Origin of the sequence: uncultured Friedmanniella sp. (assembly GCF_964244285.1) — a bacterium.
Classification (GTDB): Bacteria; Actinomycetota; Actinomycetes; order Propionibacteriales; family Propionibacteriaceae; genus Microlunatus.
Map to the genome: position 1 here is coordinate 41,269 of NZ_CAXTHT010000008.1, position 25,747 is coordinate 67,015.

The window sequence follows — 25,747 nt, forward strand, 5'->3', positions numbered from 1 at the left end:
CCCCGGTCAAGCCCTGCGGGCTCACGGGTCAGGCCAGGTCGTACTCAGCCCTCGTGGCGGCCAGCGCCGCGTCGACGGCGTCGGCCACTCCCGGACTGGACAGGCTGAGCCCGCGCGTGAGGCGGGTGTGCCAGGAGATGGTGCCGGCACCGCTCAGGTCACGCCGGGCGCTGATCAGCACGCCGCGCTCGCCCGTGAGGGCGACGAACTGCTTGACCACGATCGTCGCCTCGACCCGTTCTCGGAACAGCTCCGGCAGCCGCCCCGGCTCCTCGGTCTGGACCGCCCCGCGGTGCCCGTCGAGCAGCACCCAGCTGAGCTGGTGCAGCTCGGCGTTCCAGCCGCCGTGCTCGACCTGGTGCCAACCGACGTGGCCCCAGCCGGAACCACCACCGGCGGAGAGCACCGCCGGGCTGCCGATGCAGAACTGCTCCTCGCCGTCGCGCGGCAGCACCGGCGCCCAGGCCAGGATGCGGGTCGGTCGTCCCGGTTGGAGCCGCAGCGACTCGGCCCACGACTCGTACGCCGGGCGGGGCAGGCCACGGGCGCGGGAGAAGCGGGACGTCATGCGGGTTCCGGCCATGCCTCCAGTGTCCCGTGCCGGCAGTGGGCTCGCAGCCGCTCGAGCCCCCGCTCCTCCAGCCGCCTCACCCGGCCGACCGACATGCCGAGCCGACGGGCCGTCTCGGCCAGGCTGCAGGGCTGTGGCACGGTGAAGCCCAGCCGCAGCTCGAGGACCTGGCGTTCCGGCCACTCCAGGTGGTGCAGCAGCCGGCGGACCTCGTCGCCGTCGGTCGCGAGCTCGGTCGTCGGTGGCGACCAGGCGAGCGAGACCTCCAGGCCGTCGAGGGGCTCGGGGGGCCGATGAGCCAGCAACGTTGCCGTCCAGCGTTCCGGCCGGCCGAGAGCGGCCGCCACCTCCCTCGTCTGCGGCGTCCGGCCCAGCCGCTGGCCCAGCTCGGCCTCCACCCCGCGGGCCGCCCGCAGCTGTTCGGCCCGGCTGGTGGGCAGGTTGAGCGTCCCGAGCCGGCGTGCGGACGCCGCTCCCACACAGGACCGGATCCACACCAGCGCGTAGGTCGCGAAGGCGTGGCCACGGCGGTGGTCGAACCGCTGCAGAGCGGTCATCAGCCCCAGGCAGCCCTCCTGGAACAGGTCGGCCTCGCTGAGCCGGGTGCGCGCGGCGGCCTGACCGGCGACCATGGCCACCAGTCGCAGGTTCGCCCGGACGAAGCGTTGCCAGGCCTGCTCCCCCAGCGCTTCCAGCGCCTGCAGCTCCTCGTCGGTGGCCATCGGTGAGCGCTGCCGGCGCGCCTCACGGGCGAGGAGGCCCGCCTCGATCTGGGTGGCGAGCTGCACCACCTCGGCCGAGGTCAGCAGCGGCTCGTCGGCGAGGGTGGGCACGGGCAGGGACATGGGTCAAGCCTCTGCTGAGACCGGCCGTTCCGGGGTCGCCCGGGCGAAGCTGTGGACGGCGCGGACGCACGCGGACGACTGTGGACGACGGGGCCCTTCGACAGGCTCGTGGCTAGTCGAGAGCGCCGAGGGAGCGGGACTGCAGCTGCTGGCGGCGGGCCTCGAGGACGATCAGCTCGGAGAACATCGCGTTGTACTTCTGCTGGGCCTCGACGGGGTTGGTGCGTTGCAGCTTGGACTTCAGCTCGGCGATGGCGCGCATCACCGTGAGCAGCTGCAGGCCGGCGGAGTGCGCGACCACGAACCGCGACGTCACCTCGCCCTGGACCGGCAGCGGCTCGACGGCGAGCGAGACGATCAGCGACGTGAGCTGCTCGTGCTCGGCCGCGGCGGCGACCCGCCGTACCCAGTCCTCCCCGGCGTCAGGCGCACTCCCGTCCGCGGCCGCCTTCTCGACGCAGGTGAACACCGCCGCGTACGCGGGGTGGGTGAAGTCGCCGGCGCCGAGCCCGTCCCAGCCGGGCCGGAAGAGCTGCGGGGACTGGATCGCCAGCTTGGCCGTGCCGCGTTCCAGGCTCAGCAGCCGGTCCTGCGGGTCGGGCAGCGCGGTCCGGGGCGGTGGCGCCTGCTCGGCAGGCTCGGCCGCCGGCTCGCTCGCCCGCCGGCTCGACCGGCTCGCGGCCCGCAGCACCTCGCGGCGGATCTCCTCGAAGTCCTCGTTGCCGAGCAGCTTGGCCAGCTCGCGGATGTAGCGCTCGACCATCGCCTTGTCGCGGATGCTGGCCACCAGCGGAGCGGCCTCCCGCAGGGCGGCCAGCCGGCCGTCGGCGCGGTCCAGGTCGTGCAGGGACAAGACGTTGGTCATCACGAACCGGTACAGCGGCACCCGGCGGCCGACCAGCTCGCGGACGGCGGCGTCGCCGTGCTGCAGCCGCAGGTCGCACGGGTCCAGCCCGGTCGGCTCGATGGCCACGTAGGTCTGGGCGACGAAGTTCTGGTCGCCCGAGAACACCTTGAGGGCGGCCGCCTGGCCGGCCGCGTCACCGTCGAAGGTGAAGATCACCTCGCCGCGGAAGGCGTCGTGGTCCCCCATCAGCCGTCGGAGCAGCTTGGCGTGCTCGTCGCCGAAGGCGGTGCCGCACGACGCCACCGCCGTGTCCACCCCGGCCAGGTGCGCCGCCATCACGTCGGTGTAGCCCTCCACCACCACCGCCTGGCTCTTGCGCCCGATCGGCTGCCGGGCCAGGTCGAGCCCGTAGAGGACGTGCGACTTCTTGTAGAGCGGCGTCTCTGGGGTGTTCAGGTACTTGGCCGGCATCCGGTCGTCGTCGAAGAGGCGGCGGGCCCCGAAGCCGATCACCTGCCTGCCCGAGTCGCGGATCGGCCAGAGCAGCCGGCTCTGGAAGAAGTCGTAGCCGCCGTTCGGCCGGATCAGACCGCCGGTGACCAGCTCGGCCTCGGTGAAGCCGCGGCCCTTCAGGTGCGACGCGAGCACCCGTCCGCCACGAGGGGCGAAGCCCACCCCGAACTGCTCGGCCGCCGCCCGGTCGAAGCCCCGTCCGGCCAGGAACTGCCGTCCCACCAGGGCGTCCGGGGTGGCCAACTGCTCGGAGTAGAACTCCGCCGCCGCGAGGTGCGCCTCCATCAGCCGCCGCCGCTGGCCGGGCTCGGCCCGGGGGCCGGAGTCCTCGGTGTAGCGCAGCTGGATGCCGACCTGGTCGGCCAGCCGCTCGACCGCCTCGGTGAAGCTGAGGTTGTCGATCTTCTGCACGAAGGTGAGGACGTCCCCGCCCTCGCCGCAGCCGAAGCAGTAGTAGAAGCCGCGGGACGGCGTCACCTGGAAGCTCGGCGTCTTCTCGTCGTGGAAGGGGCACAGACCCTTCAGCGAGCCGCCGCCGGCGTTGCGCAGCGCGACGTAGGCGCCGACGACCTCCTCGATCTTGGCCCGCTCGCGGACCGCGACGACGTCGTCGTCGTTGATCCGCCCAGGCACGAGGGTGAGTTTACGCCGGATCGCCCGTCCTCCGGCCGCCGTAGGCTGGGCCTGTGGACGACATGCGGCGCCGGGACCGGCCCTGGCTGGTGTACGACGGCGACTGCGCGTTCTGCACCACCAGCGCGACCTGGGTCGCCACTCGGCTGCACCGCGCCGACGGTCCGGACGTTCGGCTGGTGCCCTGGCAGTTCACCGACCTGGCGGCGCTGGGCACGACGGCCGAGCGGGCCACGACCGAGGTCCTCTGGGTCGCCCCCGACGGCAGCGTCGCGGGCGGAGCGGCCGCCTTCGCGGCGTGGCTGCGCTTCCGCGGCGGGCCGTACGGGCTGGTGGGCACCATGATGGCCGCCCCCGGGGTCCGGTCGCTAGCGGCGCTGGTCTACCGGTTCGTCGCCCGGAACCGGGACCGGATGCCCGGTGGCACGCCCGCCTGCGCGCTCCCGCCTGCCGGTTTTGACCCGACGCGCCCAGGGACCCAGTCGCTCCAACGGCGCGAAGGCGAGCCAGCAGACCAGCGTGGGCGCGAAGTGGATGTAGAGGATCGCCAGCGTGAAGACGTGGAAGCCCATCCAGAAGAGGGCGGCCGCGAGCAGGGCACGTCCGCGTAGCCAGAGCACCACCACCGACGTCAGCTCGGCGGCGAACGCGAACCACTGCATCGCGTGCAGGATCCCCGGGTAGGGCAGCAGGAACTGGCCGAGCCCGTGCGGCCGGCGGACGATCGCCCAGGTCAGGATGTAGCTCTCCGGCCACGACGTGAAGCTCCAACCGCCGCTGCGGATCTTGGTCAGCGCCGACAGGAAGTAGGTGCACATCACCGCGACCTGAACGCACTTCAGCACCCAGCCCGCCTGCGCGGAGAGGTCGCGGCTGCGCCACCGGTCCCGGACCGTCCCGGCCGTGGGCAGCAGCCAGAGGGCGATCACCAGGGCCATGTGGTCGTGGTCGACCTTGCCGAAGCTCATCCCGATCGCGGTCCACCAGGTGAAGGCGGCTGCCACGACCCATCCCGCCAGCCGAGGCAGCCGGTTGGCGGCGGCGACCAGCGAGCCGAGGACCAGCACCACGTAGAGCGTGACCGTGAGGGGGACGGTCGGTGGCGGCAGGTGGGCCAGCCGCTCCACCAGCAAGGGAGCGTAGAGCTCAGAGTGCCGGCTCAGGGGGATGGGGTCGCGGACGAAGGCGTTGATGTCCAGCAGCACGAACGCGTAGACGACGGTGCGGAAGATCGCGATCCGGGCCTCGGGCACGACGGGCGCGAACCAGCCGACCACCCGGGCCTCGAGCGACGCCGGCTCGCTCGCCGCCGGTCCCGTCGAGCTCTGCGGCAGCGTCGGGCTCACCGCGGCACGCTCCAGGTGGCCAGCTCGCGCAGCTCGGTCGCGCCGCGGCGTCCCCGGACGAGCTGGGTCTCGTCCTGCACCAGCCAGACCTGCGTCAGGGCGGGCTGGTCCCGGTGCCGGGAGGTCCAGCCGTCGGCGATCGAGCCCAGCAGGGACGGGTCGGCCTCGATGGCGGGGATCCGGGCTTCGACCTCCGCCCGGCCGATCCCGACGTCGCCGTCGGTCAGGGGCAGGTCGATCCGACGGCCGTCGGTCAGCCGTCCCTCGACGCGGGTGATCACGATGGTGTCGTTCGCCGGCGGTGAGAACGCGTACTGCGACATCGGCCCGAAGGGCCACACATCGTCGCTCATCCGCAGCGACCCGTTCAGCAACAGGGCGATCCCGACCAGGGTGAGCGCCACCCGCCACGTCAGGCCGGCCCGGCTGATGCCCCGCACCCGTCCCACCCGCACCCGTCCCGCACGCACCCGTCCCGCACGCGCCCGTCCCGCCGGTGCGAGCTCGACCTCAGCCACCCACGGCCCCCGCGAGGTAGGGCACGACGTAGGGGCCGTCCGGGATCACCGCCACGTGCGGGTCGCCGCTGCGGGCGATACTGCGCGCCACGGCCGCAGCCAGGTCGTCGACGACCTCGACCGCGGTCAGCGCCCGGTCTTCGCGCGGCAGGCCGGTGCTGTAGAGCTCGACCCGGCCCTGCCGCAGCGGCTTGAGCTGCATCTCGGTCTGCCACTCGTCCACGTCGGCGAGCGGCTTGGCCACCAGCGAGGCGAGGAAGGCGTCCGGGCCGAGCTGGGTGAGTCGTCGCTGCGCGTCGCGGAACTCGGCCGAGCCGAAGCCCTCGGAGCACTCGGACGCGATGATCACCGTGCCGCCGGGCGCGAGGACGTCCAGCGGGGTCACCATGCCCTTGATCGTCTGGTAGTAGGTCTTGTCCAGCGGATAGCCGGCCGCCGAGGTGACCACGGTCGCGAACGAGCGGTCCACCGGCACCCGGATGCTCTCCTCGACCCGCTCGACCGTCGCCCGGTGCAGGGCCACGATCTCGCCGAAGCCGACGTGCAGCAGCCGGCGCTCGTCGTCCAGGACGGTGTCGAGACCGTAGACCTCGCCGAGCATGGCGACGATCTCGAGCTGCTCGGCGTGCAGCGGGTTGCCCTCGAGCACGCACGGCACGGCACGCGGGTCCTCCATGAACCGGGCCGAGTGGAAGGTCCGGATCGTGGTGTGGTGGGCGACGCCGGGCGCGATCACCTTGCGCCCTCCGGACCAGCCGGCCATGAAGTGCGGCTCGACCAGCCCGGTCGCGATCTTGAGGTCGGCGTCGACGAAGCGGGCGTCGAGGGCCACCGGGGTGCCGCGGACCGAGGTCCGGCCCAGCCAACGGTGCGCCGCGTCGTCGCGGGCGTCGTGGTTCTCGACCCGGACGTGCTCCAGCACCCAGGGGTCCCCGACCAGCTCCTCGAGCTCGGCACCGACGTTGGGGCGGTGCAGACCAGTGGCGACCAGCACCGTCACCCGGTCGGCGGGCACCCCCGCCGCCAGGATCGTCTCGATCATCGGTCGCAGGAAGAGGCCGTTCGGCACCGGACGGGTGATGTCGCAGATCAGGATGCAGGCGCTGCGACGACCCTGCGCCAGCTCGGCGAGCGGCGGCGCCGCGACGGGCTCGGCGAGCGCGTGCGCCACCGCGGCCGCCGGGTCGGGCACCGGCGGGACCGTTCGCTGACGGACCATCGTCGGCACGCAGCCCTCGGGCAGCGCCAGTCGAAGCCGGCCGCGGCCGTAGGCCAGGTCGACCTCGCGCACCACGCCGGCCAGGGTGCTGATCACCGGCACATCGTACGGCCGGCCGGGCCGTGCAGCGGGCCACGTCGGCCGCCGACGACAGAGGTCAGCTCGCGGGACAGTGCGGTGCCGGCACCTCCTCGCGCAGCCCGGTCGCGGGGAGGTCGGCGGGGTAGATCTGGGTGATCGAGAGCACGGCCGGAACCGCGCCCGTGGTCGGGGTGCGGTAGAGGTTGCTCACGTAGTGCGGCGCCACCTCGGTGAAGGACTGGCCCGCCGTCCAGAGCCGCGGCTTGTCGCAGCCGATGCGCTGGACGACGGTGCCCGAGACCACCGTCGCCACCACGATGCCGGGGTGCTGGTGCCACCCGGAGTAGCCGCCGACGGCGTAGGTGAGGGTGAACGTGCGCACCTTCACGTCGCCCCTCGTCCTGAGGCTGATGCCGTCCTTCCTGGCCCTGGCCGGACCGTCCAGCGTGCCGGTCACCGAGCCGGTCGCGGCCGTCCCTGATCCCGGGGCGGCGACGGCGGTCGACCCGGCGAGACCGCAGAACAGCAGGGCGGTACCGGTGGTGAAAGCGAGGAACCTCTTCACGAAAACTCCTCAGGAGTCGGGGGATGTGAGGAGTCTCACTATGACGTGGCTCGGTTCCGCCGCGCCAGCCTCAGCTCACCGCGTCGAGCCGGTAGAGCACCGCGTGGTCGGGGTGGGTACCGGCCGCCGTCAGCCCCGCCGCGGCCAGGGCGGCCCCGTTCAGGACGACCCCCGCGCGCGGTCCGTCGAGGTCCCACCAGGCCGGGACGGTGAGCCCGCTGGGCTCCTCGCCCACCCGCAGGGGGGTCACCCGGTACCGCCGGGCCGGGTCGAGGCCCGGGAACCGCAGCCGGCCGAGGGAGGCCACCTCGGAGCGGCCGACGGAGGCGAAGGAGAAGATCGCCTGCGACCGGTCGGGAGCCAGGACGCCGTGGGCCACCACGGCGTCGTCGTCGACGTCGAGCCGGACCAGGTCCCCGCCCAGCAGCAGGGTGCGGTGCTCCCGGTAGAAGGCGATCCAGCCGCCGAGCTCGGCCAGCTCCTCGGCGGTCGCTCTCGCCAGGTCCCACTCGATGCCGAGGTGACCGAAGACCGCCGTGGCGGCCCGGAAGGACAGGTCGTGCACCCGTCCGGTCGTGTGCGAGCGCCCGGACGCGATGTGCGCCCCCATCAGCTCCGGCGGGATCAGCTGGGTGGTCCAGCGGTGCATGCCGACGCGCTCGAGCGGGTCGATGCAGTCCGAGACCCAGACCCGGTCGGTCCGCTGCAGCACCTCGAGGTCGACGCGGGCGCCCCCGGAGGAGCAGGACTCGATCTCCAGCCCCGGGTGCGCCGCCTTGAGCTCGTCGACCAGGCGGTAGAACGCCTGCGTCTGCTCGTGCACCCCGGGCCTCCCGGTCGGCGCGGTGCCGGCGTCGATGAGGTCGCGGTTGTGGTCCCACTTGAGGTAGCCGATCGCGTACTCGTCCAGGATCGCGAGGATGGCGTCGCGGATGTAGGCGTAGCACTCCGGGATGCCGAGGTTGATCACCTGCTGGTGGCGGGACTCGACCGGCAGCCGGTCGCCGGTCGCCATGATCCACTCGGGGTGGGCGCGGGCGACGTCGGAGTCGGGATTGACCATCTCCGGCTCGAACCAGAGCCCGAACTGCATCTCCAGCTCGCGGACCCGGTCGACGAGCGGGTGCAGGCCGTCCGGCCAGGCCTCGGGTGAGACCGTCCAGTCCCCCAGCCCGGCGAGGTCGTTGCGGCGGGCGCCGAACCAGCCGTCGTCCAGCACGTAGCGCTCGACGCCGAGATCGGCGGCCCGCTGGGCCAGGTCGAGCAACCGGTCCAGGTCGTGGTCGAAGTAGACGGCCTCCCAGACGTTCAGGGTGACGGGCCGGTCGGTGCCGGGGTGGTGCGGACGCGACCGGAGGTAGCGGTGGAAGCGTCGTGCCACCTCGTCCAGACCGTGCCCGTACGAGCCGTAGAGCCACGGGGAGGTGTAGGACTCCCCCGCCGCCAGCCGGACCTCGCCGGGCAGCAGCAGCTCGCCGCCGCCGACGACCTGGTGGCCGGTGAAGACCCGTTCGGCGTAGTGGGTGTGGTTGCCGCTCCAGGCGGTGTGCACGGCCCAGATCTCGCCCTCGGCGAAGCCGAAGCCAGGTGTACCGAGGTGAAGGACCGTCGCGGCGTCGGGTCCGGTGCGGCCCTTGCGGCCCTCGCGGACGTGCTGACCCACGTTCAGTGGCTGACGCTGCGGAGTCCGCTCCTTACCCCAGCGGCCGGCCAGGTCGAGCACCTCACGAGCGACGGCCGGGACGGGGTAGGCCAGCACGAGGTCGTCCAGCTGATAGTCCTCGCCGCCGGTGTTCGTGAGCTGCGCCTGGCTGCGCAGCAGGCCGCCGGCGGTGAGCTCGACGGTCAGCGTGAGGGACAGCCCGGCCGACTCGTCGACGGCGTCGACCTCGACCACGGCGATGCCGCCCTCGACGAGGGTCGGGATGCCGGCCGAGCTCGCGGCGTCCTCACCGTCCAGCCGGACCGCAACGGAGGTGAACCGGGGCGACCAGGCGGTGCCGGCCCGGGAGCCGGAGACGCCGGGCCGGCCGACCCAGCCCGTCCAGTGCTCCGGCAGCAGAGCGACCCGGATGTCTGCCGAGATCTGGTTGTTCTCCGCCTGCGTGTAGCCGCCGACGACGAGGGCGGCCACCTCCGAGAGACTCTGCGGACCCAGGTCCGGGCCCCAGTAGGCGAGCGCCGGGAGCCGTCCGTCGGCCACATCGAGGACCGCGGACACCCCCTCGGCGCGCAGGACGACGTAGACGTTTGCGGCGGCGTTGACCACAGTGCCCTTTCTTCGCGGGCGGCCCGAAGGGACCGGGAGCCCCGACAGCCTATCGAGCCGGGTTGTGCGGCCGGTCGACGGCAGGAGGCAGCCGATCCACTGGCCAGTCGAGGTGCCGGACGGCCATGTCGAAGGCGTAGCGGTCGGTCATGCCGGCGACGTAGGTGACCGACGCGCGCCACGGGTCGTCCCGCCCGGCCGGACCGTCGGCGATAGGCAGGACGCCGGGATGGGCGGCGTAGAACTCCACCAGCGCCCGCAGCACCTCCACGACCGCCCGCGACTGGGCCAGCGACTCCGGCCGGACGTAGATCCGCTCGTAGTTGAAGGCGCGTAGCGCGGCCAGCGCTGCCGCCTCGGCCGCAGGCATGCCCACCTCACCGTGCTCGGCGATGCCGCGGACGACCGCGCGGACGAAGGTGCCCAGCTGCTCGCGCCGGCTGCCGCCGGCCACCTCGACGACCTCCGCCGGCAGGTCCTCGGCCACCACGATGCCGGCGTGCACGGCGTCCTCGAGGTCGTGGGCGCAGTAGGCGATCCGATCGGCCCAGCTGACGATCTCGCCCTCGACGGTGCGTGGTGCCGGCCGGGACCACGAGTGGTTGCGGATGCCGTCCAGGGTCTCGCTGCACAGGTTGAGGCTGGTGAGGACGACGTCGGCGCCCCACGGCCCGTGGTCGTAGCCGCCGGGCAGAAAGGCGTCGAATGCGTCCTCGCTCGCGTGGCCGCCGGGTCCGTGACCGCAGTCGTGGCCCAGCGCGATGGCCTCGGTCAGGCCGACGTTGACCCCGGCGCCGCGGGCGATCGAGGTCGCGACCTGGGCCACCTCGAGGGCGTGGGTCAGGCGCGTGCGCTGGTGGTCGGTCGGGTAGACGACGACCTGGGTCTTGCCGGCCAGCCGCCGGAACGCCGGTGAGTGGACGATCCGGTCGCGATCGCGTTCGAAGCAGGTGCGCTCGACGTCGGGCGCCTCGGGGACGGCGCGGTGGCCGGCGCCCGAGGCCAGGGTGGCGCCAGGCCGCAGCAGGTCACGCTCGCGCTGCTCGCGCAGCTCGCGGCCGACGACCGGTCCCGGTCCCAGCTCGGCGCGGGACCCGGCGTGGGCACGGACCAGCAGCCCGTCGCCGTAACCGGTCATGGTGTCGGCCCACGCCTGCGCCCGCGCCGACGGCCCGGCCGGGAGGGGGTCAGCCACCCGAGACGCCCAGCTCCGCGTCGGCCATGTCCACGTCGAGCCCGGAGGTGTCGTCCAGCCAGTGCTCGGGCAGGGCCACCTTGTCGCGTGGGCTGCCCTGGCGGCCGCGCGGGGTGCCGAGCTCGGTGACCGGGAACGGGGCGTGCGGGTCGAGCCGGGCCAGGGCCGCGTCCAGGTCGGCGAACGAGCTGACCAGGCCCAGCGCGCGGCGGGTGTCGCTGCCGACCGGGAAGCCCTTGAGGTACCAGGCGATGTGCTTGCGCAGCTCCGTCAACCCGTACCGCTCCTCGCTCAGCCCGGCAAGCAGCTCGGCGTGCCGGCGGATCATGGCCGCGACCTCGCCGAGGCTGGGCAGCGTCCGGGTCGTCCGGCCGGCGAACGCATCCGCGAGGTCGCGGAACAACCAGGGCCGGCCGAGGCAGCCACGGCCGACGACCACCCCGTCCGCGCCGGTCTGCTCCACCATCGCCAGCGCGTCCGAGGCCTCCCAGATGTCGCCGTTGCCCAGCACCGGGATGCTGACGTGCGCCTTGAGGGCGGCGATGGCCGTCCAGTCGGCCTCGCCCGAGTAGGCCTGCTGGGCGGTACGGCCGTGCAGGGCGATCGCCGCCACCCCGCTCTGCTCGGCGATCCGACCCGCGTCCAGGTAGGTCTGGTGGTCATCGTCGATGCCGATGCGGGTCTTGATCGTCACCGGGACGTCATGCCGGGCTGCCGCCCCGACCGTGGCGTCCAAGATCATCTTCAGCCGGTCGCGCTTCCAGGGCAGGGCCGCTCCCCCACCCCTGCGCGTCACCTTGGGCACCGGACAGCCGAAGTTGAGGTCGACGTGGCCGACCTCGTGCTCGGTGATCAAGATCGTCGTCGCCTGCGCCATGATCAGCGGGTCCACCCCGTACAGCTGGACGGACCGGACGCTCTCGCCCGGGTCGAACTGCAGCATCTGCAGGGTCTTGCGATCACGGGCGACGACGCCGCGGCTGGTGATCATCTCGCAGACCTTGAGCCCCGCCCCCTGCTCCCGGCACAGCTGCCGGTACGCGGCGTTCGTCACTCCAGCCATCGGCGCGAGCACCACCGGGGTGTCCACGTGCAGGTTACCCAGCCTCAGCCCCGACACCTCGGTCGTGGTCAGCATCCGACGAGCCGGGCACCGAGGTAGGACTCGACCTGGCCCAGGGCGACGCGTTCCTGGCTCATCGTGTCCCGCTCACGGATGGTCACGGCATCGTCCTCGAGGGTGTCGAAGTCGACCGTGAGGCAGAACGGCGTGCCGATCTCGTCCTGGCGGCGGTAGCGGCGGCCGATCGCCTGGGCGTCGTCGAAGTCGACGTTCCAGTGCCTGCGCAAGGTCGCCGCCAGGTCGCGTGCCTTGGGCGAGAGGGCCTCGTTGCGCGACAGCGGCAGCACGGCGACCTTGACCGGTGACAGCCGCGGGTCGAGCTTGAGCACCGTCCGCTTGTCGACACCACCCTTGGTGTTCGGGGCCTCGTCCTCGGTGTAGGACTCGACCAGGAACGCCATCAGGGAACGCGTCAGGCCGGCCGCCGGCTCGATGACGTACGGCAGGTACCGCTCCCCGCCGGCCTGGTCGAAGTAGGACAGGTCGGTGCCGGAGTGCTCGCTGTGGGTCCTCAGGTCGAAGTCGGTCCGGTTGGCGATGCCCTCGAGCTCGCCCCACTCGCTGCCCGCGAACCCGAACCTGTACTCGATGTCGACGGTGCGCTTGGAGTAGTGCGACAGCTTCTCCTGCGGGTGCTCGAAGTGCCGGAGATTGCTGCCCGCGATGCCGAGGTCGGTGTACCAGCGGGTCCGCTCGTCGATCCAGTACTGGTGCCACTCCTCGTCGCTGCCCGGCGGCACGAAGAACTCCATCTCCATCTGCTCGAACTCACGCGTCCGGAAGATGAAGTTGCCCGGGGTGATCTCGTTGCGGAAGCTCTTGCCGACCTGCCCGATGCCGAAGGGCGGCTTTCTGCGGCTGGTCTGGACCACGTTCGCGAAGTTGACGAAGATGCCCTGCGCGGTCTCGGGCCGCAGGTAGTGCAGCCCCGACTCGTCCTCGAGCACGCCCAGGTAGGTCTTGAGCATCATGTTGAAGTCGCGTGGCGGGGTCCACTGGCCGCGGGTGCCGCAGTTGGGGCAGGGTACGTCGGTCATCGCGACGGCGTCCGGGTCGGGCTGGCCCTTGCGCTCGGCGTAGCCCTCCTGCAGGTGGTCCTCCCGGAACCGCTTGTGGCAGCTCAGGCACTCCACCAGCGGGTCGGTGAAGACGCCGACGTGGCCCGAGGCCACCCAGACCTGGCGGGGCAGGATCACCGAGGAGTCGAGGCCCACCACGTCGTCGCGGCCGTTGACCACGGACTTCCACCATTGCCGCTTGATGTTCTCCTTGAGCTCGACGCCGAGGGGCCCGTAGTCCCAGGCGGAGCGGGTGCCGCCGTAGATCTCGCCGGCCGGGAAGACGAACCCCCGTCGCTTGCAGAGGTTGATGACACTCTCGAGACGGTTCTGGTCGAGGCGGCTGGTCGGCACGGGACTACTCCAAGCGCATTGCGTGCGCCATCCCCGGCTGGGATGGCGCTAGGTGGTTCGAGGGGTGCCGCCTGGACGTGCCAGGCAGACGCCCCAGCCTACCGACTGCGCGGTGGTCGGTCCGGGCTGAGCCGACGAGCAGTGGCCAGTTCCGGCGCACTGGGCGGAAGAACCGACACTGGCTACCACCCGTGAGGCTGCACCCGACGTGGTTACGCTGCGGACGTGCAGGTTGGCCCGACGTCGCGTCCGCTGTGGGTCGGAGCGCTCCGCAGCCGCCTCGCGGTCAACGCTCTGCTGCTGCTGCTGGCCACGGTCGCGGTGCTGACGGCTTCCCTCGGGCCCCTGCTGGTTCGCTCGATCCAGCAGTCGAGCGTGGCCGACACCATCGCCTCGATGAGCCCGGCCGGAACGGCGGTGACCGTGGGCGCTGCCGTCGAGCTCGGGCAGGACCCGGCGCTGTTCGAGCCGGTCGTCACCGGCATCCTGGCCCCGACCGCCGAAGGCCACCCCACCGTCTGGAACCCCCCGGCCACCTGGGGCGAGAGCACGAGCAACCTGGCCTGGGCCACACCCGAGCAGCAGGGAACGGGAGAGAAGGCGTCCAGGGCCCGGCTCGTCGACGCGGGCTGTCCCGGCCTGGTGATCACCGCCGGGTCGTGCCCGGAGGGCAAGCGGGAGGTGCTGGTCAGCACCGACGACGCGGCAGCCGGCCGGATCCGGCCGGGCACGGTGCTGAACTACCGGATCAGCCAGCTGGCCAAGAACGTGGAGGGTCGGGTGACCGTGGCCGGGCTCTACGACCCCGAGCGGACGGCAGCGCCGCTGACGCGGCCGGGTGGGGAGGACGGAGCGGCGGCGCAGGTGACGGGAGACCCGATGATGGTGACCGACGCGCTCCTGCAGACCATGCCCCTCTCGGTCCTGGTGTCGAGTCGCCTGACCGTGCGCCAGCCGGTCGACCTGGCCGGTCTCGATGAGCTCCGGTCGTCGCTGGCCGAGATTCAGCACGCCATCGCCACCCAGTCCGTGCTGCTGTCGCTGGTGACCACGCTGGGCGACGTGCTCGACCGCGCCGGGGCGAAGTCGCAGGCCGCCCAGGTCCTCGTCGGGGTGACCGAGGCACAGGCGCTGGGCCTGGGGCTCTTCTCCCTGGCGGTGGTGCTGCAACGGATCGCCCGGTCGCGTGGTCCCGAATGGGCGACGGGGCGGCTGCTCGGCGTCCGCCGGCGTCGACGGTTCACCGCCGTCTTCGCCGAGCCGGGCGTGGTGCTGCTGCTCGCCGCTCCGCTGGGCCTGGCGGCTGCCGTCGGGGTGGCCCGGCTGACGGTCGCGGCGTCCCTGCGCCCCGACACGGTCGTCGAGGTGGCCCGGTGGCCGGTCGGGGTGGCCGCCGTCGCGGCCGTGGTGGCCTCGCTGCTCGCCCTGGGTGCCGTGAGCGCGCCCAGCGTGGTGCAGCCGCTGGCCGAGGTGGTCCAGGCGCGCTCCGAGGCGCGCCGGGTGACCCGGCTGGGCGCGGTGGCCCAGGCCGTGGTCGTGCTGCTCGCCGCCACCACGCTCTACCAGCTGCTCTCCGGTGGGGTGCTGACCGCCGGCGGCTCCCAGCTAGGGCTGCTCGCTCCTGGCCTGTTCGCCCTGGCCCTGGCCGTCCTGGCCGTCCGGTTGGCGGTGCTGGTCGTGCGGCGGGTGACCCGCCGAGCGTCCCGGAGCCTGGTCGCGATCGTGGTGGCGCGGCAGGCCGCGCGGGTGCCTACCTCGCTCAACCCGGCGATCGTGATCGCGGTCGGGGTGGCCCTGACGGTGTTCGCCACGCAGGTGCTGGCGCTCTCGGTCCGCAACCAGGAGCTCCGGGCTGACGCCGCCAACGGGGCCACCACGGTCCTCGAGGTCACTGCCCCGCCGGGGGTCGACCTCCGCACCGCGGTCCGGACGGCCGACCCCGGCGGCCGGTACGCGATGGCCGCGATGCTGCGGGCCCGCACCGGCTACGACGGGACCGACCGCATCATGGCCGTGGACTCCGAACGGCTCGCAGCGGTGGCCGCGTGGAACCCGGCCTGGTCCGGGGTGGCCGGCCTCGCAGCCGCCCTGCACCCTCCGACCACGCCGACCATTGTGCTGCGCGGTCGACGGGTTCAGGTCGACGTCGCCTCGGTCGGGGTCTCGCCCCAGGACTCGTTCGGCGGTCCGGAGGCGGCGCTCGACCCCGCGATGGTCATGGTGGTCGACGACGGGCGGGCCTGGAAGACCGTGCGGCTCGGGACGCTCGGGGAGATCTCCGACACCAGGTCGTTGACGGCCTCGATCGCCTGCTCGGCCGGCTGCCGGCTGGTCGGGATCGGGCTGCTGTCCGAGGGCCTGGCTCCCTTCAACGCCCACCTGACCGTCACCGGGGTCAGCACCGACGAGCAACCGGCCGCTGAGTCCCACGCGTGGCTGCGCGACAGTGCCCGCTGGCACGCCCGCGTCGGCGACCTCCACACCCCGACGCCGGACGCCCTGACCGTCCCCACCGGCACCGACCAGGGCCTTCTGCTCACGGTCACCGACAACCAGGGCAGCTCGGAGCCGCTCGCGGCCTCCTCCGACGTCACCGACCCGCTGCCGGCGGTGGTGGGGCCGCAGACCGAGCTCACGGACTATCCCGCCTTCGCGGACACGGCGTTCGGGCACGGCGTCGACGGCGACGGCCAGCTGCTGCACGTGGTGGGCACCGCCTCGGTGCTGCCGCGGCTGCTGGGTGACGGCGTGCTGGTCGACCTGGGCAACGCCGTCGGGCTCTCCGACCCGGCGAAGGACCAGGCCGTCGACCAGGTCTGGCTGGCCCCCGACGCGCCCGCCGGGGTCGAGCAGGCGCTGGTCGCCGCCGGGCTGCGCATCGACGCTCACGACCGGCTCGCCGACGCCACCGCGACCCAGCTGCGGGAGCCGACGACCCGTGGCGCCTCGGTCGCGGTCTCCCTCGCGTACGCCGGGCTGCTAGTCAGCCTGCTGGCCCTGGTCGCCGCCCGCGTCGCCGACGGACGCCGCCGCCGGGCCGACTGGAGCTCGCTGCGGGACGCCGGTCTCGCCCCGGGCACGGTCCGACGGCTGGCCTTCGTCGAGATCGCCGGTCCCCCGCTGCTCGCGACCGTCCTCGGCCTGGCGAGCGGCGTCGTGGCCCTGGTCCTGTCGGCACCGCGGCTGCCGCTGGTCGACCTGGGCTCGCCCGGTCCGCCGCTGGACCTCGGGGTCAGCCCTGGCTCCCTGGCGGTGGTCGGCGTGGTCACCGCGGTCGCGGTCCTGGCGGTCGCGACGGTCGGCACCCTGCTCGAGACGCGACCCCCCGCGGGGTGGGGCCGGTGACGTCGGCCGTCGGCGCCGAGGTCCGGCTGGTGGGTCTGGTGCACGTCTACCGGGTGCTCGGCACCGACGTGGCGGCGCTGCGCGGGGTCGACCTGGACGTCGACCCCGGCGAACGGGTGGCCCTGCTCGGGCCCTCGGGCTCGGGCAAGTCGACGCTGCTGTCCCTGCTGGCGGGCCTGCGGCGCCCCTCGGCCGGCTCCGTGCTCGTGGACGGGGAGAACATCGCGGCGTTCGGGGAGCGTCAGCTGAGTCGTTACCGGGCCCGGACGCTCGGGCTGATGCTGCAGGGGGTCGCCTCCACCCTGCTGCCGTACGCGACGCCGTCGGAGTGCGTCCGGTTCGCCACCGGGGCGAGCGCGTCCGAGGACCCGGTGCTGGTCGCGGCCGGGCTGGCGTCCGAACGCCGGCCCGTGGCCCAGCTGGACCGCGCCCAGCGACAGCTGACCGCGCTCGCCGTGGCGATGGCCCGGCGGCCCGCGCTGCTGTTGCTGGACGAACCGACCAGCGGGCTCGGCGAGGACGAACGCGACGCCCTGTTCGACGCCCTGCTCACCGCGACCGGCCGCTCGGGCACGACGGTGGTCGTGGTGACCCACGACGAGGAGGTCGCGGGCCGGATGCAGCGGATGGTGCGGATGCGCGACGGCCGGATCGGGGCCGAGGGGCTGCGCCACGAGCAGTACGCCGTCATCGGCGCCGACGGCTCGATCCAGCTGCCCGAGGCCCTGGCCGCCGGCTGGCCCGCCGGGGCGCAGGTCCGCGTGGAGCAGGTCGGCGAGACCATCCAGATCCGGCACCGGCAGACCGGAGGCGACCGGTGACCCACGCGCTGGGGCTGGTGGCGCACGGGGTCACCGTGCAGCGCGGGTCGCGGACGGTGGTCAGCGGCCTGGACCTCGAGGTGCCGCCCCGACAGCGGGTCGCGATCTCGGCCGGTACCGGTCAGGACGTCTCGGCCGTGCTCGGGGCACTGGCCGGGCGGCGTCCACGAGCGGCGGGCACCCTGACGCTGGACGGTCAGCCGTTGACGTCGGCCGCCGGCGCCGGGAAGGTCGGATTCGTCAGCGGCGAGCGCACCCTGATCGGCACCCTGACCGCCGTCGAGAACCTGGTCGTCGTGCTGCTCGGGATCACCCGCCAGCCCGCGGCCGCGCTGTGGACGCGCGCCGAGCAGCAGCTGGCGACCGTCGGCCTGCCGCCGTCGAGCTGGCACAACCTGGCCGAGCAGCTCTCCGGCGGGCAGCAGCAGCGCGTCGCCCTGGCCCGTGCCCTGATCGCCCGCCCGCGCCTGCTCGTGCTGGACCACCCGACCAGCGAGCTCGATCCCGACAGCGCCCAGCGGTTCACCGACGTGCTGGAGCACAGCGCGCAGCGGGGCACCGTGTGCCTGGTGGCCAGCAGCGACGAGATCCTGCTGGCGTCGTGCGACCGCCGGGTGCGGCTCGGCTGACCGCTCGACCGGCCCGGCTAGCCGGGCCCGGGGGCGCCGCGGGCCCAGTTCTCGCCCACGAGGTCCGCATCCTCGTACGCCGACGGTTCGTCGACCGCGAGCGACAGCAGCGGTACGACGACGGACTTCGACTCGATCCCGCTCAACGCCCGCCGGTACGAGCCGACGTCGGCCCACCGGGTGGTGATCGTCCACAGGTCCCGCTCGTCGAGGTTGCGGCCGAAGTCCAAGGACAACAGGCCCTCCCGCCGCCGCAGCACCGCGATCGCCGCCTCGGCCTGCGCGACGAAGTCGAGCTCCGTCTCGGTCGGCACCCGGAAGCGGCTGAGCACGATCACCGGGCCAGCGTAGGCGTCCGGAGGCGCCGTCTTAGCTCGGGAATCGCTCCGGGAGGCACGGACGGCCCGGGCGTCCGGCATCCTGGTGGTCCTCGGGCGAGTGGGAGGTGGGCAGGGGCGTGGGCGGAGGGGTCGAGTTCCGCAGCGAACGGCCGAGCTGGGGACGTCGCGGGCGGCTGCTCCTGTGGTGGTTCCTGCTCACGGTCGTGCTCCAGCTGCTGGTGGCGCTGCTCCCGGAACAGGTCGGCTCCGTCGGGCTGGTCGTCGGCCTGCTGAGCTCGCTGGGGCTGATCGTGCTCGTCGGCCTCACGTTCGTGCCCCCTCAGGCCCTGGTGCTGACGCTGGGTCCGGACGGCCTCCGCAGCACCTACGGCACCGACGTGCAGGCGTGGTCGGACGTGGCCGCGGTGTGGATCGGTGGTGACAGCGCCCTGGTCGGCCTCGAGCGGCTGGGCCTGTCGTCCCGGTCGCTGCGGGTCTACTCCTCCGCCGAGCTCCGGTTCGGCCGGCGCGCCGGTACCCGCCCCCGGTTCGGCCCCCCGGTGCCCGTGCCCGCCGGCGTCCCGCCCGAGGAGGTCGTGGCGGCCATCCGACGCTTCACCACAGTGCCGATCGTGGTCGGCGGCCGACGCGAGCGCCGCGAGCTCGAGCGGCAGCTGGTCGCCCAGGCCTGAGCTCAGACAGGACGGGACCGGCAACGCGAGCAGGCGCCGGCGCGGTGCCGATGGTGCCCCGGGCGGCCCGCCGCGTCGGAGCCAGAACCGTGACCCAAGTCTCAGCCACTTCTCATCGGCGCGACATCTCGGTGAAATGTCCGGCCCCTAACGTTCTCGCACAAGCCGACCTGCCGGACGCAGCGGAGCTCACGCACAGATCACCACCAGCCCGGCAGGAGGACCGATGATCGAGCACGTCGACCCGTTCATCGGCACGTCAGCGACCGACCTGCCCGTCCCGACCGGACTGGCGGCCACCTGGTGGTGGCCCAAGCCGCAGGTCGGCAACACCCACCCGGGTGCCACCTACCCCTTCGGCATGGTCTCGGCCTGTGCCTACTCCGGCTCCTACCCCACCGGCTACGGGCTGTACGAGCTCAACACCGAGGGCGTCCCGCCGCAGCGGCGCGACCGGCAGCTGGCGTCCGGCTTCACCCACTTCCAGCAGTCGGGGACCGGCGCGATCCGCAAGTACTACAACTACTTCAAGGTCACCCCGATGCTGGAGCCGCTGGACAGCCTCGGCGCTGACTGGGAGCTGCTCGACGAGCGGGCCGAGCCGGGCTACTACGCCGCGACCCTCAGCTCGGGCATCCGCGCCGAGATCACCGTCGGCCCCAAGAGCGCGGTGCACCGCTACACCTTCCCCGCCCACCGCGATGCCCGGCTGGTGATCGACTTCTCCGCCGGCGGGCTCGGGATCCCGTACGGGGCGACCGTCCCGCTGCGGGCGCACCTGGAGGCGCTGGGCCCCGGCGTCGCGCAGGCCGAGATCGTCGTCGAAGGGGCACCGCTGGCCGTCCACCTGGAGTGCGACGCCGGCGACTGGCGCCAGCTGCTCTGGTACGACCGGCGGCTGATGCCGGGCGGCACCCGGCTGGACTTCGACCGGATCCGGCCGACCACCTTGCGCCCGTTCGGGCTGATGTGGCGCGGCCGGGCCGAGCCCGGTCAGGTGGTCGAGCTGCGCTTCGGCTTCTCCCTCCGAGGGGTGGAGCAGGCCAAGGCGAACCTGCTGGCCGACTGTGGAGGCACCAGCACCGCCGCTGCCGGGGCCGGCGTCACCGCCACCTCCTTCGACGCCCGGCACGCCGAGACCTCGGCAGCCTGGCGTCGGCACCTGGGCAAGATCCGCGTCGAGACCCCGTCCACCGAACGCCGTCAGGTCTTCGCGACGGCGCTCTACCACTCGCTGATCAAGCCCTGCTTCGCCCCGGACGAGAGCCCCTTCTGGCCGACGGACGGACCCTTCGTCTTCGACCTCTGCACCATGTGGGACATCTACCGCACCCAGCTGCCGCTGATCACCGCCCTCTTCCCGGACCGGGCCGTCGAGCTGGCGAACGCGCTGCTCTACGTCTGCGAGGAGGAGGGGAACCTGCCGATCGGCTACCGGATGGCCAAGGGTGCCGACCGCTTCTCCCGTCAGGGCAGCGCGCTGGCCCAGACGTTCCTCGCCGACCTCTGCCAGCTCGGGGTGACCGGGGTCGACTGGGACTGGGCGCTTGTGCACATGGACCTCGACCTCCGCCGCGCGTACGGCGAGGAGTACCTGCTGCGCGGGGTGGCCCACCCCGTCACCCACACCCTCGACCTGGCCTTCGGCTACCACTGCACGGCCCTGGTCGCCCGCTACGTCGGCGACCTCCAGCTGGCCGCGCAGTGCGAGGAGCTGGCCACCCAGTGGCGGAACGCGTACGACCCCGGGACCGGCCTGCTGGTCGACTCCTCGTTCTACGAGGGCGGCAAGTGGAACTACTCCTTCCGCGTCCTGCACGACATGGCGGCCAGGATCGAGCTGGCCGGCGGTGACGAGGCGTTCCTCGCCCTGCTCGACGCCTTCTTCGGCTACGGCGCTGACCCGGTCACCCAGGTCGGCGTGCGGCCCGGGGTGGCCGAGCTGCTCGCCGGCTACGCCCTGAACCGCTTCGAGGGGCTGAACAACGAGCCCGACATGGAGGTCCCCTGGGCCTACCACTACGTCGGGCGACCGGACCGGACCGCCGAGGTCGTGCACGCGGCCGTCCAGGGGCAGTTCGGGCTGGGCCGGGGCGGACTGCCCGGCAACGACGACTCCGGGGGCTTGAGCTCCTGGTACGTCTGGGCGTCGCTGGGCCTGTTCCCCATCGCCGGCCAGTCGATGTACCTGGTCAACGCCCCGGCGTTCTCCCAGGCCCGGGTCGACCTCGGCGGTGAGGAGCTGGCCATCGAGACCACCGGCTTCGTCGAGCCGACGCCGGGCGGGCCGGTGCAGTACGTGCAGTCAGCCAGCCTCGACGGCCGGCCGCTGCACCAGAGCTGGGTCAGCGCCCGTGAGCTACACCGCGGCGGCCGCCTGCAGATCGACCTCGGACCCGAGCCCTCCGCCTGGGGAACCACCAGCCGGCCCCCGTCGGTGAGCCCCAGTTCACCGACTGCGGTGGCCTCGTGACGAACGGCCGCCGACGTTCCCCGAGCCTGTCGAAGGACGCCCTTCGACAGGCTCGGCGAGCCGATGCCCCGACTCCCGCCCGACCGCCGTCCACCCCTGACCCGAAAGGCCGGACCATGAATCGACGAGGACGTCAGGTCCCCCAGCCCCGCCGCAGGCTCGTGATCGTGGTCCGGGCCGATCCGGTGATCTGCGGGCACTCCGGCGAGGCCCGCAACCTCGCCGAGGTCGCCCTCGACCGGGGCTTCACCGAGGTCCGGATCGTCACCTGGCCGATCGACCGGCTGGTCGAGACCGGGCTGCCGCTCAAGCCCCTGGACGGCGTGAGCCCCTACAGCGTGGGCATCGAGGTCGAGCGCCCCGAGCCCGTGGGGGACTACAAGGTGCCCGACGGCCGCTACCTCTCCGGACTGGTCGGCCGGCTGGTCGAGCTGTTCACCGACGGCGTGCCGACGGTCTGCCTGTCGCTGTACCTCAGCCCGCACACCCTCGCCGTCAGCGAGGCGGTCCGCGTGGCGCAGGCGACGGGCCTGCCCGTCGACGTCACCACCATCGCCGAGGCCGTCGGGTCCGACGTCACCAACGTCGTCCGCTCGTGCGTCGAGCAGGGCCGCTTCGGGGCGGCCGCCCAGGTCCTTACCGCGTACCTGGGCTCCGACGTACCGGTCGCCGTCTCGGAGTACACCCGGCAGCTGATCATCTCCTCCGCCGAGGACATCGACGCCCGCCACGGCACCCGGTTCGCCGAGCGGTGCCGGGAACGGGTGGGCATCTCCTACCCCGCCATCAACACCGCCGACTACCTCGTCCTGGACCTCGACCGCTTCGCCGCCACGCTGGAGAACCGCGGCCTGCACCGCAACGGCTACGTGCTGTTCCTGTCCCGGCTGGCGCACGCCAAGGGGGTCGACGAGCTGATCGCCGGCTTCGCCGCCAGCGAGCGGGCTGCCGGCCTGACCCTGGTCATCGCCGGCAACGGACCGGAGGCGGGGCACCTGCGTCGGGTGGCCGCCGCTTCCCCGGCGGCGTCCCGGATCGTCTTCCTCGACGACGTCGATGACGACGAGAAGCCGTACCTGATGGCCGGCAGCGCCGCGTTCGTGCTGCCGAGCAAGCCCCGGCCCGAGTTCGTCGAGACCTTCGGCATCGCCCTGGTGGAGAAGATGCTGGCCGGCGGCGGCCCGCTGATCACCACCGACACGGGTGGCATCGGCGAGGCGGTCGGTGACACCGCGCTGATCGTGCCCGTGGAGGACCCGACAGCGATCGCCGCCGCCCTCGACGAAGCGCTGAGCCTGCCCGAGCACGAGCGGGAGGCGATGGAGCTGCGGGCGCGCGAGCACGCCCTGCAGTTCGACCGCGCTCGCGTCTTCGATGCGCTGTTGGCCCGGATCCCGCCGCGCCCCGCGGCGGTCGGGGTGCTCAGCACCCTCTGACACCGCATCCGGGCCGGTGCCGTTGCAGTAGCCTCGAGCCCTGCGGCTGCCCCGGCCGCAGGGCCGGACGGACCCCCCGCCCGCCGACCGCGTGGTCGGCGCCGACCGACGACGAATGAGGATCCGCGTGCGCGCGTTAGTGCTCTGGGCCGACGACAACTCCAGCAACCTCGGCGTCCGCGCCCTCGCGGCCGGCACCGCGGCCCTGGTGCAGCGGGCCTATCCGGGCACCGAGATGACCTTCCTGGCGTACGGGTCCGGGGTGGCGCCGGTGCGCGTCGGCGACCCGAAGGTGCTGGCCAAGGAGATGGTGACCAACCGCGGCGGACTGCGGGACTGGCTGCGGGGGTTCGACCTGGTGCTCGACACCCGCGCGGGCGACAGCTTCGCCGACATCTACGGCCTCAACCGGCTGTTCGCCCAGAGCCTGCTAGCCGAGGAGGTGCACCGCACCAAGGTGCCGCTGGTGATGACCCCGCAGACCATCGGACCGTTCTCGGGTCGACGCGCGAAGCTGATCGCGCGGCGCAACCTGCACACCGCGACGCTGGTCATGGCCCGCGACCAGACCAGCGCGGAGCACTCCCGGGCCCTGGGCCGGCCGGTCGACCACCTGACCACCGACGTGGTCTTCGCCCTGCCCGCGCCCGAGCGGGTGGTGACGCGGGACGTCGTGTTCAACGTCAGCGGCCTGCTCTGGGAGCCGTCGCCGCACGTCGACCACCTGGCCTACCGCAAGACGGTCACCGACCTGTACGCCCGGCTCGTGGCCGCCGGCCGCACGGTGACGCTGCTGGCCCACGTGCTCGACTCCCCCGTCGCGGACAACGACGTCCCGGCGATCCGGTCGTTCGCGTCCAGCCTGGACACCGAGCCGGAGATCCTGGTGCCGACCTCGCTCACCGACGTCCGCGAGATGGTCGCCAGCGCCGCCGTGGTGATCGGCTCCCGGATGCACGCCTGCCTGAACGCGCTGTCGGTGGGCACCCCGGCCATCGCGCTGGCCTACAGCCGCAAGTTCGCCCCGCTGCTCGCCGACATCGGCTGGAGCCGCAGCATCGACCTGCGCACCGCCCCCGACCCGGTCGACGAGGTCGAGGCGGCCCTGGCCGGCGGCACGCTCGACGAGGAGTGCGCCGCGACTCTCGCCCAGGCACGCGGGACGATCGCCGGGGCCGAAGGTCGGCTGCGCGAGCTCACGCTGTGAGCCGGGCCGAGGTCGAGCGGGCCAGCCGACCGTTGCTGGTCCGGCTGCACCGGCTGCCCCGGCCGACGGTCCCCCTGCTGACCGTCGTCCTGATCGCGGTCGGCGTGCTGGGTCCGGTGGCCGTCGGGGTGACCGCGCTGGTCGTGGTGGCGGCGTTCGTGGGCTGGATCGCGTACCTGTCCTGGCCGGTGGTCGGGCCGGGCGGGCGGACCCTGCGCCTGTTCATGGTCGTGCTGGTGCTCCTGCTGGCCCTGGCCCGGCTGCGAGCAGCCTGAGCCTCAGCCGCCCATCCGCCCGACCCGGTCGGGCCGGATCCGGACGATCAGCCGCACCTGGTCCCGGCCCCCGTACCAGGGGTAGGGCCCGCCCAGGTAGCGCTGGGCCAGCCGCTCGATGTGCTCCGCCCCTCCCTCGGCGGTGATCTCGACGACCTCGCCCCGGACGTGGAAGTAGCGCGACGGGTTCGCCGGGTCGGACACCGCCACCGCCACCCGGGGGTCGCGTTCCATGTTGCGGACCTTCTGGAAGCCCTGCACGGTGTTGATCACGATGTGCTCGCCGTCGGTGTCGACCCAGGTCTGGGTCAGCTGCGGCGAGCCGTCGGGCATGGTCGTGGCGATGAAGCACGGGCTCGGCTGAGTGAGCAGCTCGAGCAGGCCGGCGGGCAGGTCCGTCATGGTGTGAAGCCTTTCGGGATGGGTCAGGAGTCGTGCCGGGAGTACCAACTGGCCAGCTCGGCGAGGCCCTCGTCCAGGCTGATGGCGGGCGTCCAGGCCAGCGCCGCCCGCGTCCGGCGCTGGTCGAACCAGTGGGCGGTGGAGAGCTGCTCCACGACGAAGCGGGTCAGCGGCGGGTCCTGGTCGTCGCCCGGCCGGAGCGACCAGAGTGCCTCCGTCGCTGCACCGGCGGCCCGGGCCAGTGAGGCTGGGAGGTGCCGCACGGGCGGCGCCAGTCCCGCCGCGCCCACCCAGCCGGCGATGATCTCCGCGATCGGCCGCGGCTCGCCGTTGGTGACCACGAGAGCCTCGCCGTGGACGCCGTCGGGCGAGCAGCGGTCGACCGCGGCGACCAGGGCGTCGACCGCGTTGTCGATGTAGAGGGTGTCCACGAGGACCGCGCCGGTACCGATCAGCGGCAACCGCCCGGTCCGGGCCCGGGCTACGAAGCGGCCGACGAGCTGGGTGTCGCCGGGACCCCAGACCAGATGCGGCCGTAGCGACAGGACGGCCAGCGTGGATGAGTCGGCGGCCAGCGCGATCTGCTCCGCCTCCGCCTTGCTCCGGGCGTACGGGCTGCGTGCGTGCACCGGATCGGCCGGACCGGCGCCGACCCCCACCAGCGAGGTGCCGGCGTGGGCCACCGAGGGTGACGACACGTTGACCAGCCGCGGCACGCCGGCCTGCTCGCAGGCGGCCACCACCGTCCGGGTGCCGACGACGTTGGCCTGGTGGTACGCGGCTGGCGGACCGGTCACGTTGACCTTCGCCGCCAGGTGCACGACGGCGTCCTGGCCCTCGGTGGCGGCGGCGACGGCGGCGGCGTCGGCGACGTCGCCGAGGACCTCGCGCAGGCCGAGCCCGGACGGTCGACGCTGCAGGACGGTGACCTCATCCCCGCGTCCGGCCAGCGCCGAGGCCGTCCGCCCGCCCAGCAGCCCGCTCGCCCCGGTGACCAGGACCTTCATCGG

Annotated in this window: 22 protein-coding genes and 1 pseudogene; 9 read left to right on the forward strand and 14 right to left on the reverse strand. The window is 73.2% G+C overall.

Translation table 11 applies throughout. The features are described from left to right. Positions 1-28 precede the first annotated feature (28 nt). The 3 genes from ACFE7W_RS16985 to dnaG form a co-directional block, all read right to left on the reverse strand. The gene (locus tag ACFE7W_RS16985; protein WP_375426008.1) at positions 29-583 is read right to left on the reverse strand and encodes a hypothetical protein; all 555 of its coding nucleotides are present in this window, start codon (positions 581-583) and stop codon (positions 29-31) included. Continuing rightward, positions 565-1,416: a sigma-70 family RNA polymerase sigma factor gene (locus tag ACFE7W_RS16990; RefSeq protein WP_375426009.1), complete on the reverse strand. Its 852-nt coding sequence runs from the start codon at positions 1,414-1,416 to the stop codon at positions 565-567. Before ACFE7W_RS16990 ends, ACFE7W_RS16985 begins: the two co-directional genes overlap by 19 nt. A 112-nt stretch (positions 1,417-1,528) precedes the next feature. Next, entirely contained in the window at positions 1,529-3,409 is a 1,881-nt protein-coding gene (dnaG, locus tag ACFE7W_RS16995) for a DNA primase (RefSeq protein WP_375426010.1), read from the reverse strand. Positions 3,410-3,471: 62 nt separating this feature from the next. Here dnaG and ACFE7W_RS17000 point away from each other — a divergent pair. Then, a pseudogene (locus tag ACFE7W_RS17000) lies at positions 3,472-3,771 on the forward strand (DCC1-like thiol-disulfide oxidoreductase family protein); the annotation flags it as partial. A 6-nt stretch (positions 3,772-3,777) separates the two neighbouring features. On the opposite strand, the gene ACFE7W_RS17005 reads toward ACFE7W_RS17000, so the two are convergent. The 8 genes from ACFE7W_RS17005 to ACFE7W_RS17040 form a co-directional block, all read right to left on the reverse strand. Then, a complete protein-coding gene (locus tag ACFE7W_RS17005; RefSeq protein ID WP_375426011.1) occupies positions 3,778-4,755 on the reverse strand; it encodes a hypothetical protein in 978 nt (325 codons plus the stop codon). Continuing rightward, positions 4,752-5,273: a hypothetical protein gene (locus ACFE7W_RS17010; RefSeq protein WP_375426012.1), complete on the reverse strand. Its 522-nt coding sequence runs from the start codon at positions 5,271-5,273 to the stop codon at positions 4,752-4,754. Before ACFE7W_RS17010 ends, ACFE7W_RS17005 begins: the two co-directional genes overlap by 4 nt. Then, on the reverse strand, positions 5,266-6,588 hold the full coding sequence (gene larA / locus ACFE7W_RS17015; RefSeq protein ID WP_375426013.1) for a nickel-dependent lactate racemase: 1,323 nt from the start codon (positions 6,586-6,588) through the stop codon (positions 5,266-5,268). Before larA ends, ACFE7W_RS17010 begins: the two co-directional genes overlap by 8 nt. Before the next feature lie 61 nt (positions 6,589-6,649). Next, positions 6,650-7,138: a hypothetical protein gene (locus tag ACFE7W_RS17020; protein ID WP_375426014.1), complete on the reverse strand. Its 489-nt coding sequence runs from the start codon at positions 7,136-7,138 to the stop codon at positions 6,650-6,652. 70 nt (positions 7,139-7,208) lie between these two features. Beyond that, on the reverse strand, positions 7,209-9,407 hold the full coding sequence (locus ACFE7W_RS17025) for an alpha-galactosidase (RefSeq protein WP_375426015.1): 2,199 nt from the start codon (positions 9,405-9,407) through the stop codon (positions 7,209-7,211). A 49-nt stretch (positions 9,408-9,456) separates the two neighbouring features. Beyond that, the gene (locus ACFE7W_RS17030; RefSeq protein WP_375426060.1) at positions 9,457-10,545 is read right to left on the reverse strand and encodes an HD domain-containing protein; all 1,089 of its coding nucleotides are present in this window, start codon (positions 10,543-10,545) and stop codon (positions 9,457-9,459) included. A 49-nt stretch (positions 10,546-10,594) separates the two neighbouring features. Next, positions 10,595-11,740: a tRNA dihydrouridine synthase DusB gene (gene dusB, locus ACFE7W_RS17035; protein WP_375426016.1), complete on the reverse strand. Its 1,146-nt coding sequence runs from the start codon at positions 11,738-11,740 to the stop codon at positions 10,595-10,597. Next, entirely contained in the window at positions 11,734-13,137 is a 1,404-nt protein-coding gene (locus ACFE7W_RS17040; protein WP_375426017.1) for a glycine--tRNA ligase, read from the reverse strand. Before ACFE7W_RS17040 ends, dusB begins: the two co-directional genes overlap by 7 nt. A gap of 225 nt (positions 13,138-13,362) precedes the next feature. Between ACFE7W_RS17040 and ACFE7W_RS17045 the strand changes: the two genes are divergently transcribed. The 3 genes from ACFE7W_RS17045 to ACFE7W_RS17055 are packed head-to-tail and all read left to right on the forward strand — an operon-like array spanning position 13,363 to position 17,932. After that, positions 13,363-16,482, forward strand: coding sequence for a hypothetical protein (locus ACFE7W_RS17045; protein WP_375426018.1), 3,120 nt, complete (start codon positions 13,363-13,365; stop codon positions 16,480-16,482). Next, complete coding sequence (locus ACFE7W_RS17050) at positions 16,479-17,303, forward strand: ABC transporter ATP-binding protein (RefSeq protein WP_375426019.1); 825 nt, start codon at positions 16,479-16,481, stop codon at positions 17,301-17,303. The genes ACFE7W_RS17045 and ACFE7W_RS17050 overlap by 4 nt, the downstream gene beginning before the upstream one ends. Further along, positions 17,300-17,932, forward strand: coding sequence for an ATP-binding cassette domain-containing protein (locus ACFE7W_RS17055; RefSeq protein WP_375426020.1), 633 nt, complete (start codon positions 17,300-17,302; stop codon positions 17,930-17,932). Before ACFE7W_RS17050 ends, ACFE7W_RS17055 begins: the two co-directional genes overlap by 4 nt. A gap of 17 nt (positions 17,933-17,949) precedes the next feature. Here the strand turns inward: ACFE7W_RS17055 and ACFE7W_RS17060 are convergent, their stop codons facing one another. Beyond that, a complete protein-coding gene (locus ACFE7W_RS17060; RefSeq protein ID WP_375426021.1) occupies positions 17,950-18,270 on the reverse strand; it encodes an antibiotic biosynthesis monooxygenase family protein in 321 nt (106 codons plus the stop codon). 119 nt (positions 18,271-18,389) lie between these two features. On the opposite strand from ACFE7W_RS17060, the gene ACFE7W_RS17065 reads away from it, so the two are divergent. The 5 genes from ACFE7W_RS17065 to ACFE7W_RS17085 all read left to right on the forward strand — a co-directional run bounded on the left by ACFE7W_RS17065 (position 18,390) and on the right by ACFE7W_RS17085 (position 24,335). Then, complete coding sequence (locus tag ACFE7W_RS17065) at positions 18,390-18,944, forward strand: hypothetical protein (RefSeq protein WP_375426022.1); 555 nt, start codon at positions 18,390-18,392, stop codon at positions 18,942-18,944. A gap of 226 nt (positions 18,945-19,170) precedes the next feature. Beyond that, the gene (locus tag ACFE7W_RS17070) at positions 19,171-21,417 is read left to right on the forward strand and encodes a glycoside hydrolase domain-containing protein (protein ID WP_375426023.1); all 2,247 of its coding nucleotides are present in this window, start codon (positions 19,171-19,173) and stop codon (positions 21,415-21,417) included. 116 nt (positions 21,418-21,533) lie between these two features. After that, the gene (locus ACFE7W_RS17075) at positions 21,534-22,853 is read left to right on the forward strand and encodes a glycosyltransferase (RefSeq protein WP_375426024.1); all 1,320 of its coding nucleotides are present in this window, start codon (positions 21,534-21,536) and stop codon (positions 22,851-22,853) included. Between the two features lie 127 nt (positions 22,854-22,980). Beyond that, a complete protein-coding gene (locus ACFE7W_RS17080) occupies positions 22,981-24,060 on the forward strand; it encodes a polysaccharide pyruvyl transferase family protein (protein ID WP_375426025.1) in 1,080 nt (359 codons plus the stop codon). Then, entirely contained in the window at positions 24,057-24,335 is a 279-nt protein-coding gene (locus ACFE7W_RS17085; RefSeq protein WP_375426026.1) for a DUF6703 family protein, read from the forward strand. The genes ACFE7W_RS17080 and ACFE7W_RS17085 overlap by 4 nt, the downstream gene beginning before the upstream one ends. A 3-nt stretch (positions 24,336-24,338) precedes the next feature. On the opposite strand, the gene ACFE7W_RS17090 is transcribed toward ACFE7W_RS17085, so the two are convergent. After that, the gene (locus tag ACFE7W_RS17090; RefSeq protein WP_375426027.1) at positions 24,339-24,737 is read right to left on the reverse strand and encodes a PPOX class F420-dependent oxidoreductase; all 399 of its coding nucleotides are present in this window, start codon (positions 24,735-24,737) and stop codon (positions 24,339-24,341) included. 23 nt (positions 24,738-24,760) lie between these two features. After that, positions 24,761-25,744 (reverse strand): NAD-dependent epimerase/dehydratase family protein, encoded by a 984-nt coding sequence (locus ACFE7W_RS17095; protein WP_375426028.1) that lies wholly within the window; start codon positions 25,742-25,744, stop codon positions 24,761-24,763. Positions 25,745-25,747: the final 3 nt, after the last annotated feature.

Coding starts and splice junctions, on each gene's coding strand:
- ACFE7W_RS17090 (WP_375426027.1), bottom strand. CDS start 24,737: ATGACGGACCTGCCCGCCGGCCTGCTCGAGCTGCTCACTCAGCCGAGC.
- ACFE7W_RS17095 (WP_375426028.1), bottom strand. CDS start 25,744: ATGAAGGTCCTGGTCACCGGGGCGAGCGGGCTGCTGGGCGGGCGGACG.
- ACFE7W_RS17030 (WP_375426060.1), bottom strand. CDS start 10,545: ATGACCGGTTACGGCGACGGGCTGCTGGTCCGTGCCCACGCCGGGTCC.
- ACFE7W_RS16985 (WP_375426008.1), bottom strand. CDS start 583: ATGGCCGGAACCCGCATGACGTCCCGCTTCTCCCGCGCCCGTGGCCTG.
- ACFE7W_RS17075 (WP_375426024.1), top strand. CDS start 21,534: ATGAATCGACGAGGACGTCAGGTCCCCCAGCCCCGCCGCAGGCTCGTG.
- ACFE7W_RS16990 (WP_375426009.1), bottom strand. CDS start 1,416: ATGTCCCTGCCCGTGCCCACCCTCGCCGACGAGCCGCTGCTGACCTCG.
- ACFE7W_RS17070 (WP_375426023.1), top strand. CDS start 19,171: ATGATCGAGCACGTCGACCCGTTCATCGGCACGTCAGCGACCGACCTG.
- dusB (WP_375426016.1), bottom strand. CDS start 11,740: ATGCTGACCACGACCGAGGTGTCGGGGCTGAGGCTGGGTAACCTGCAC.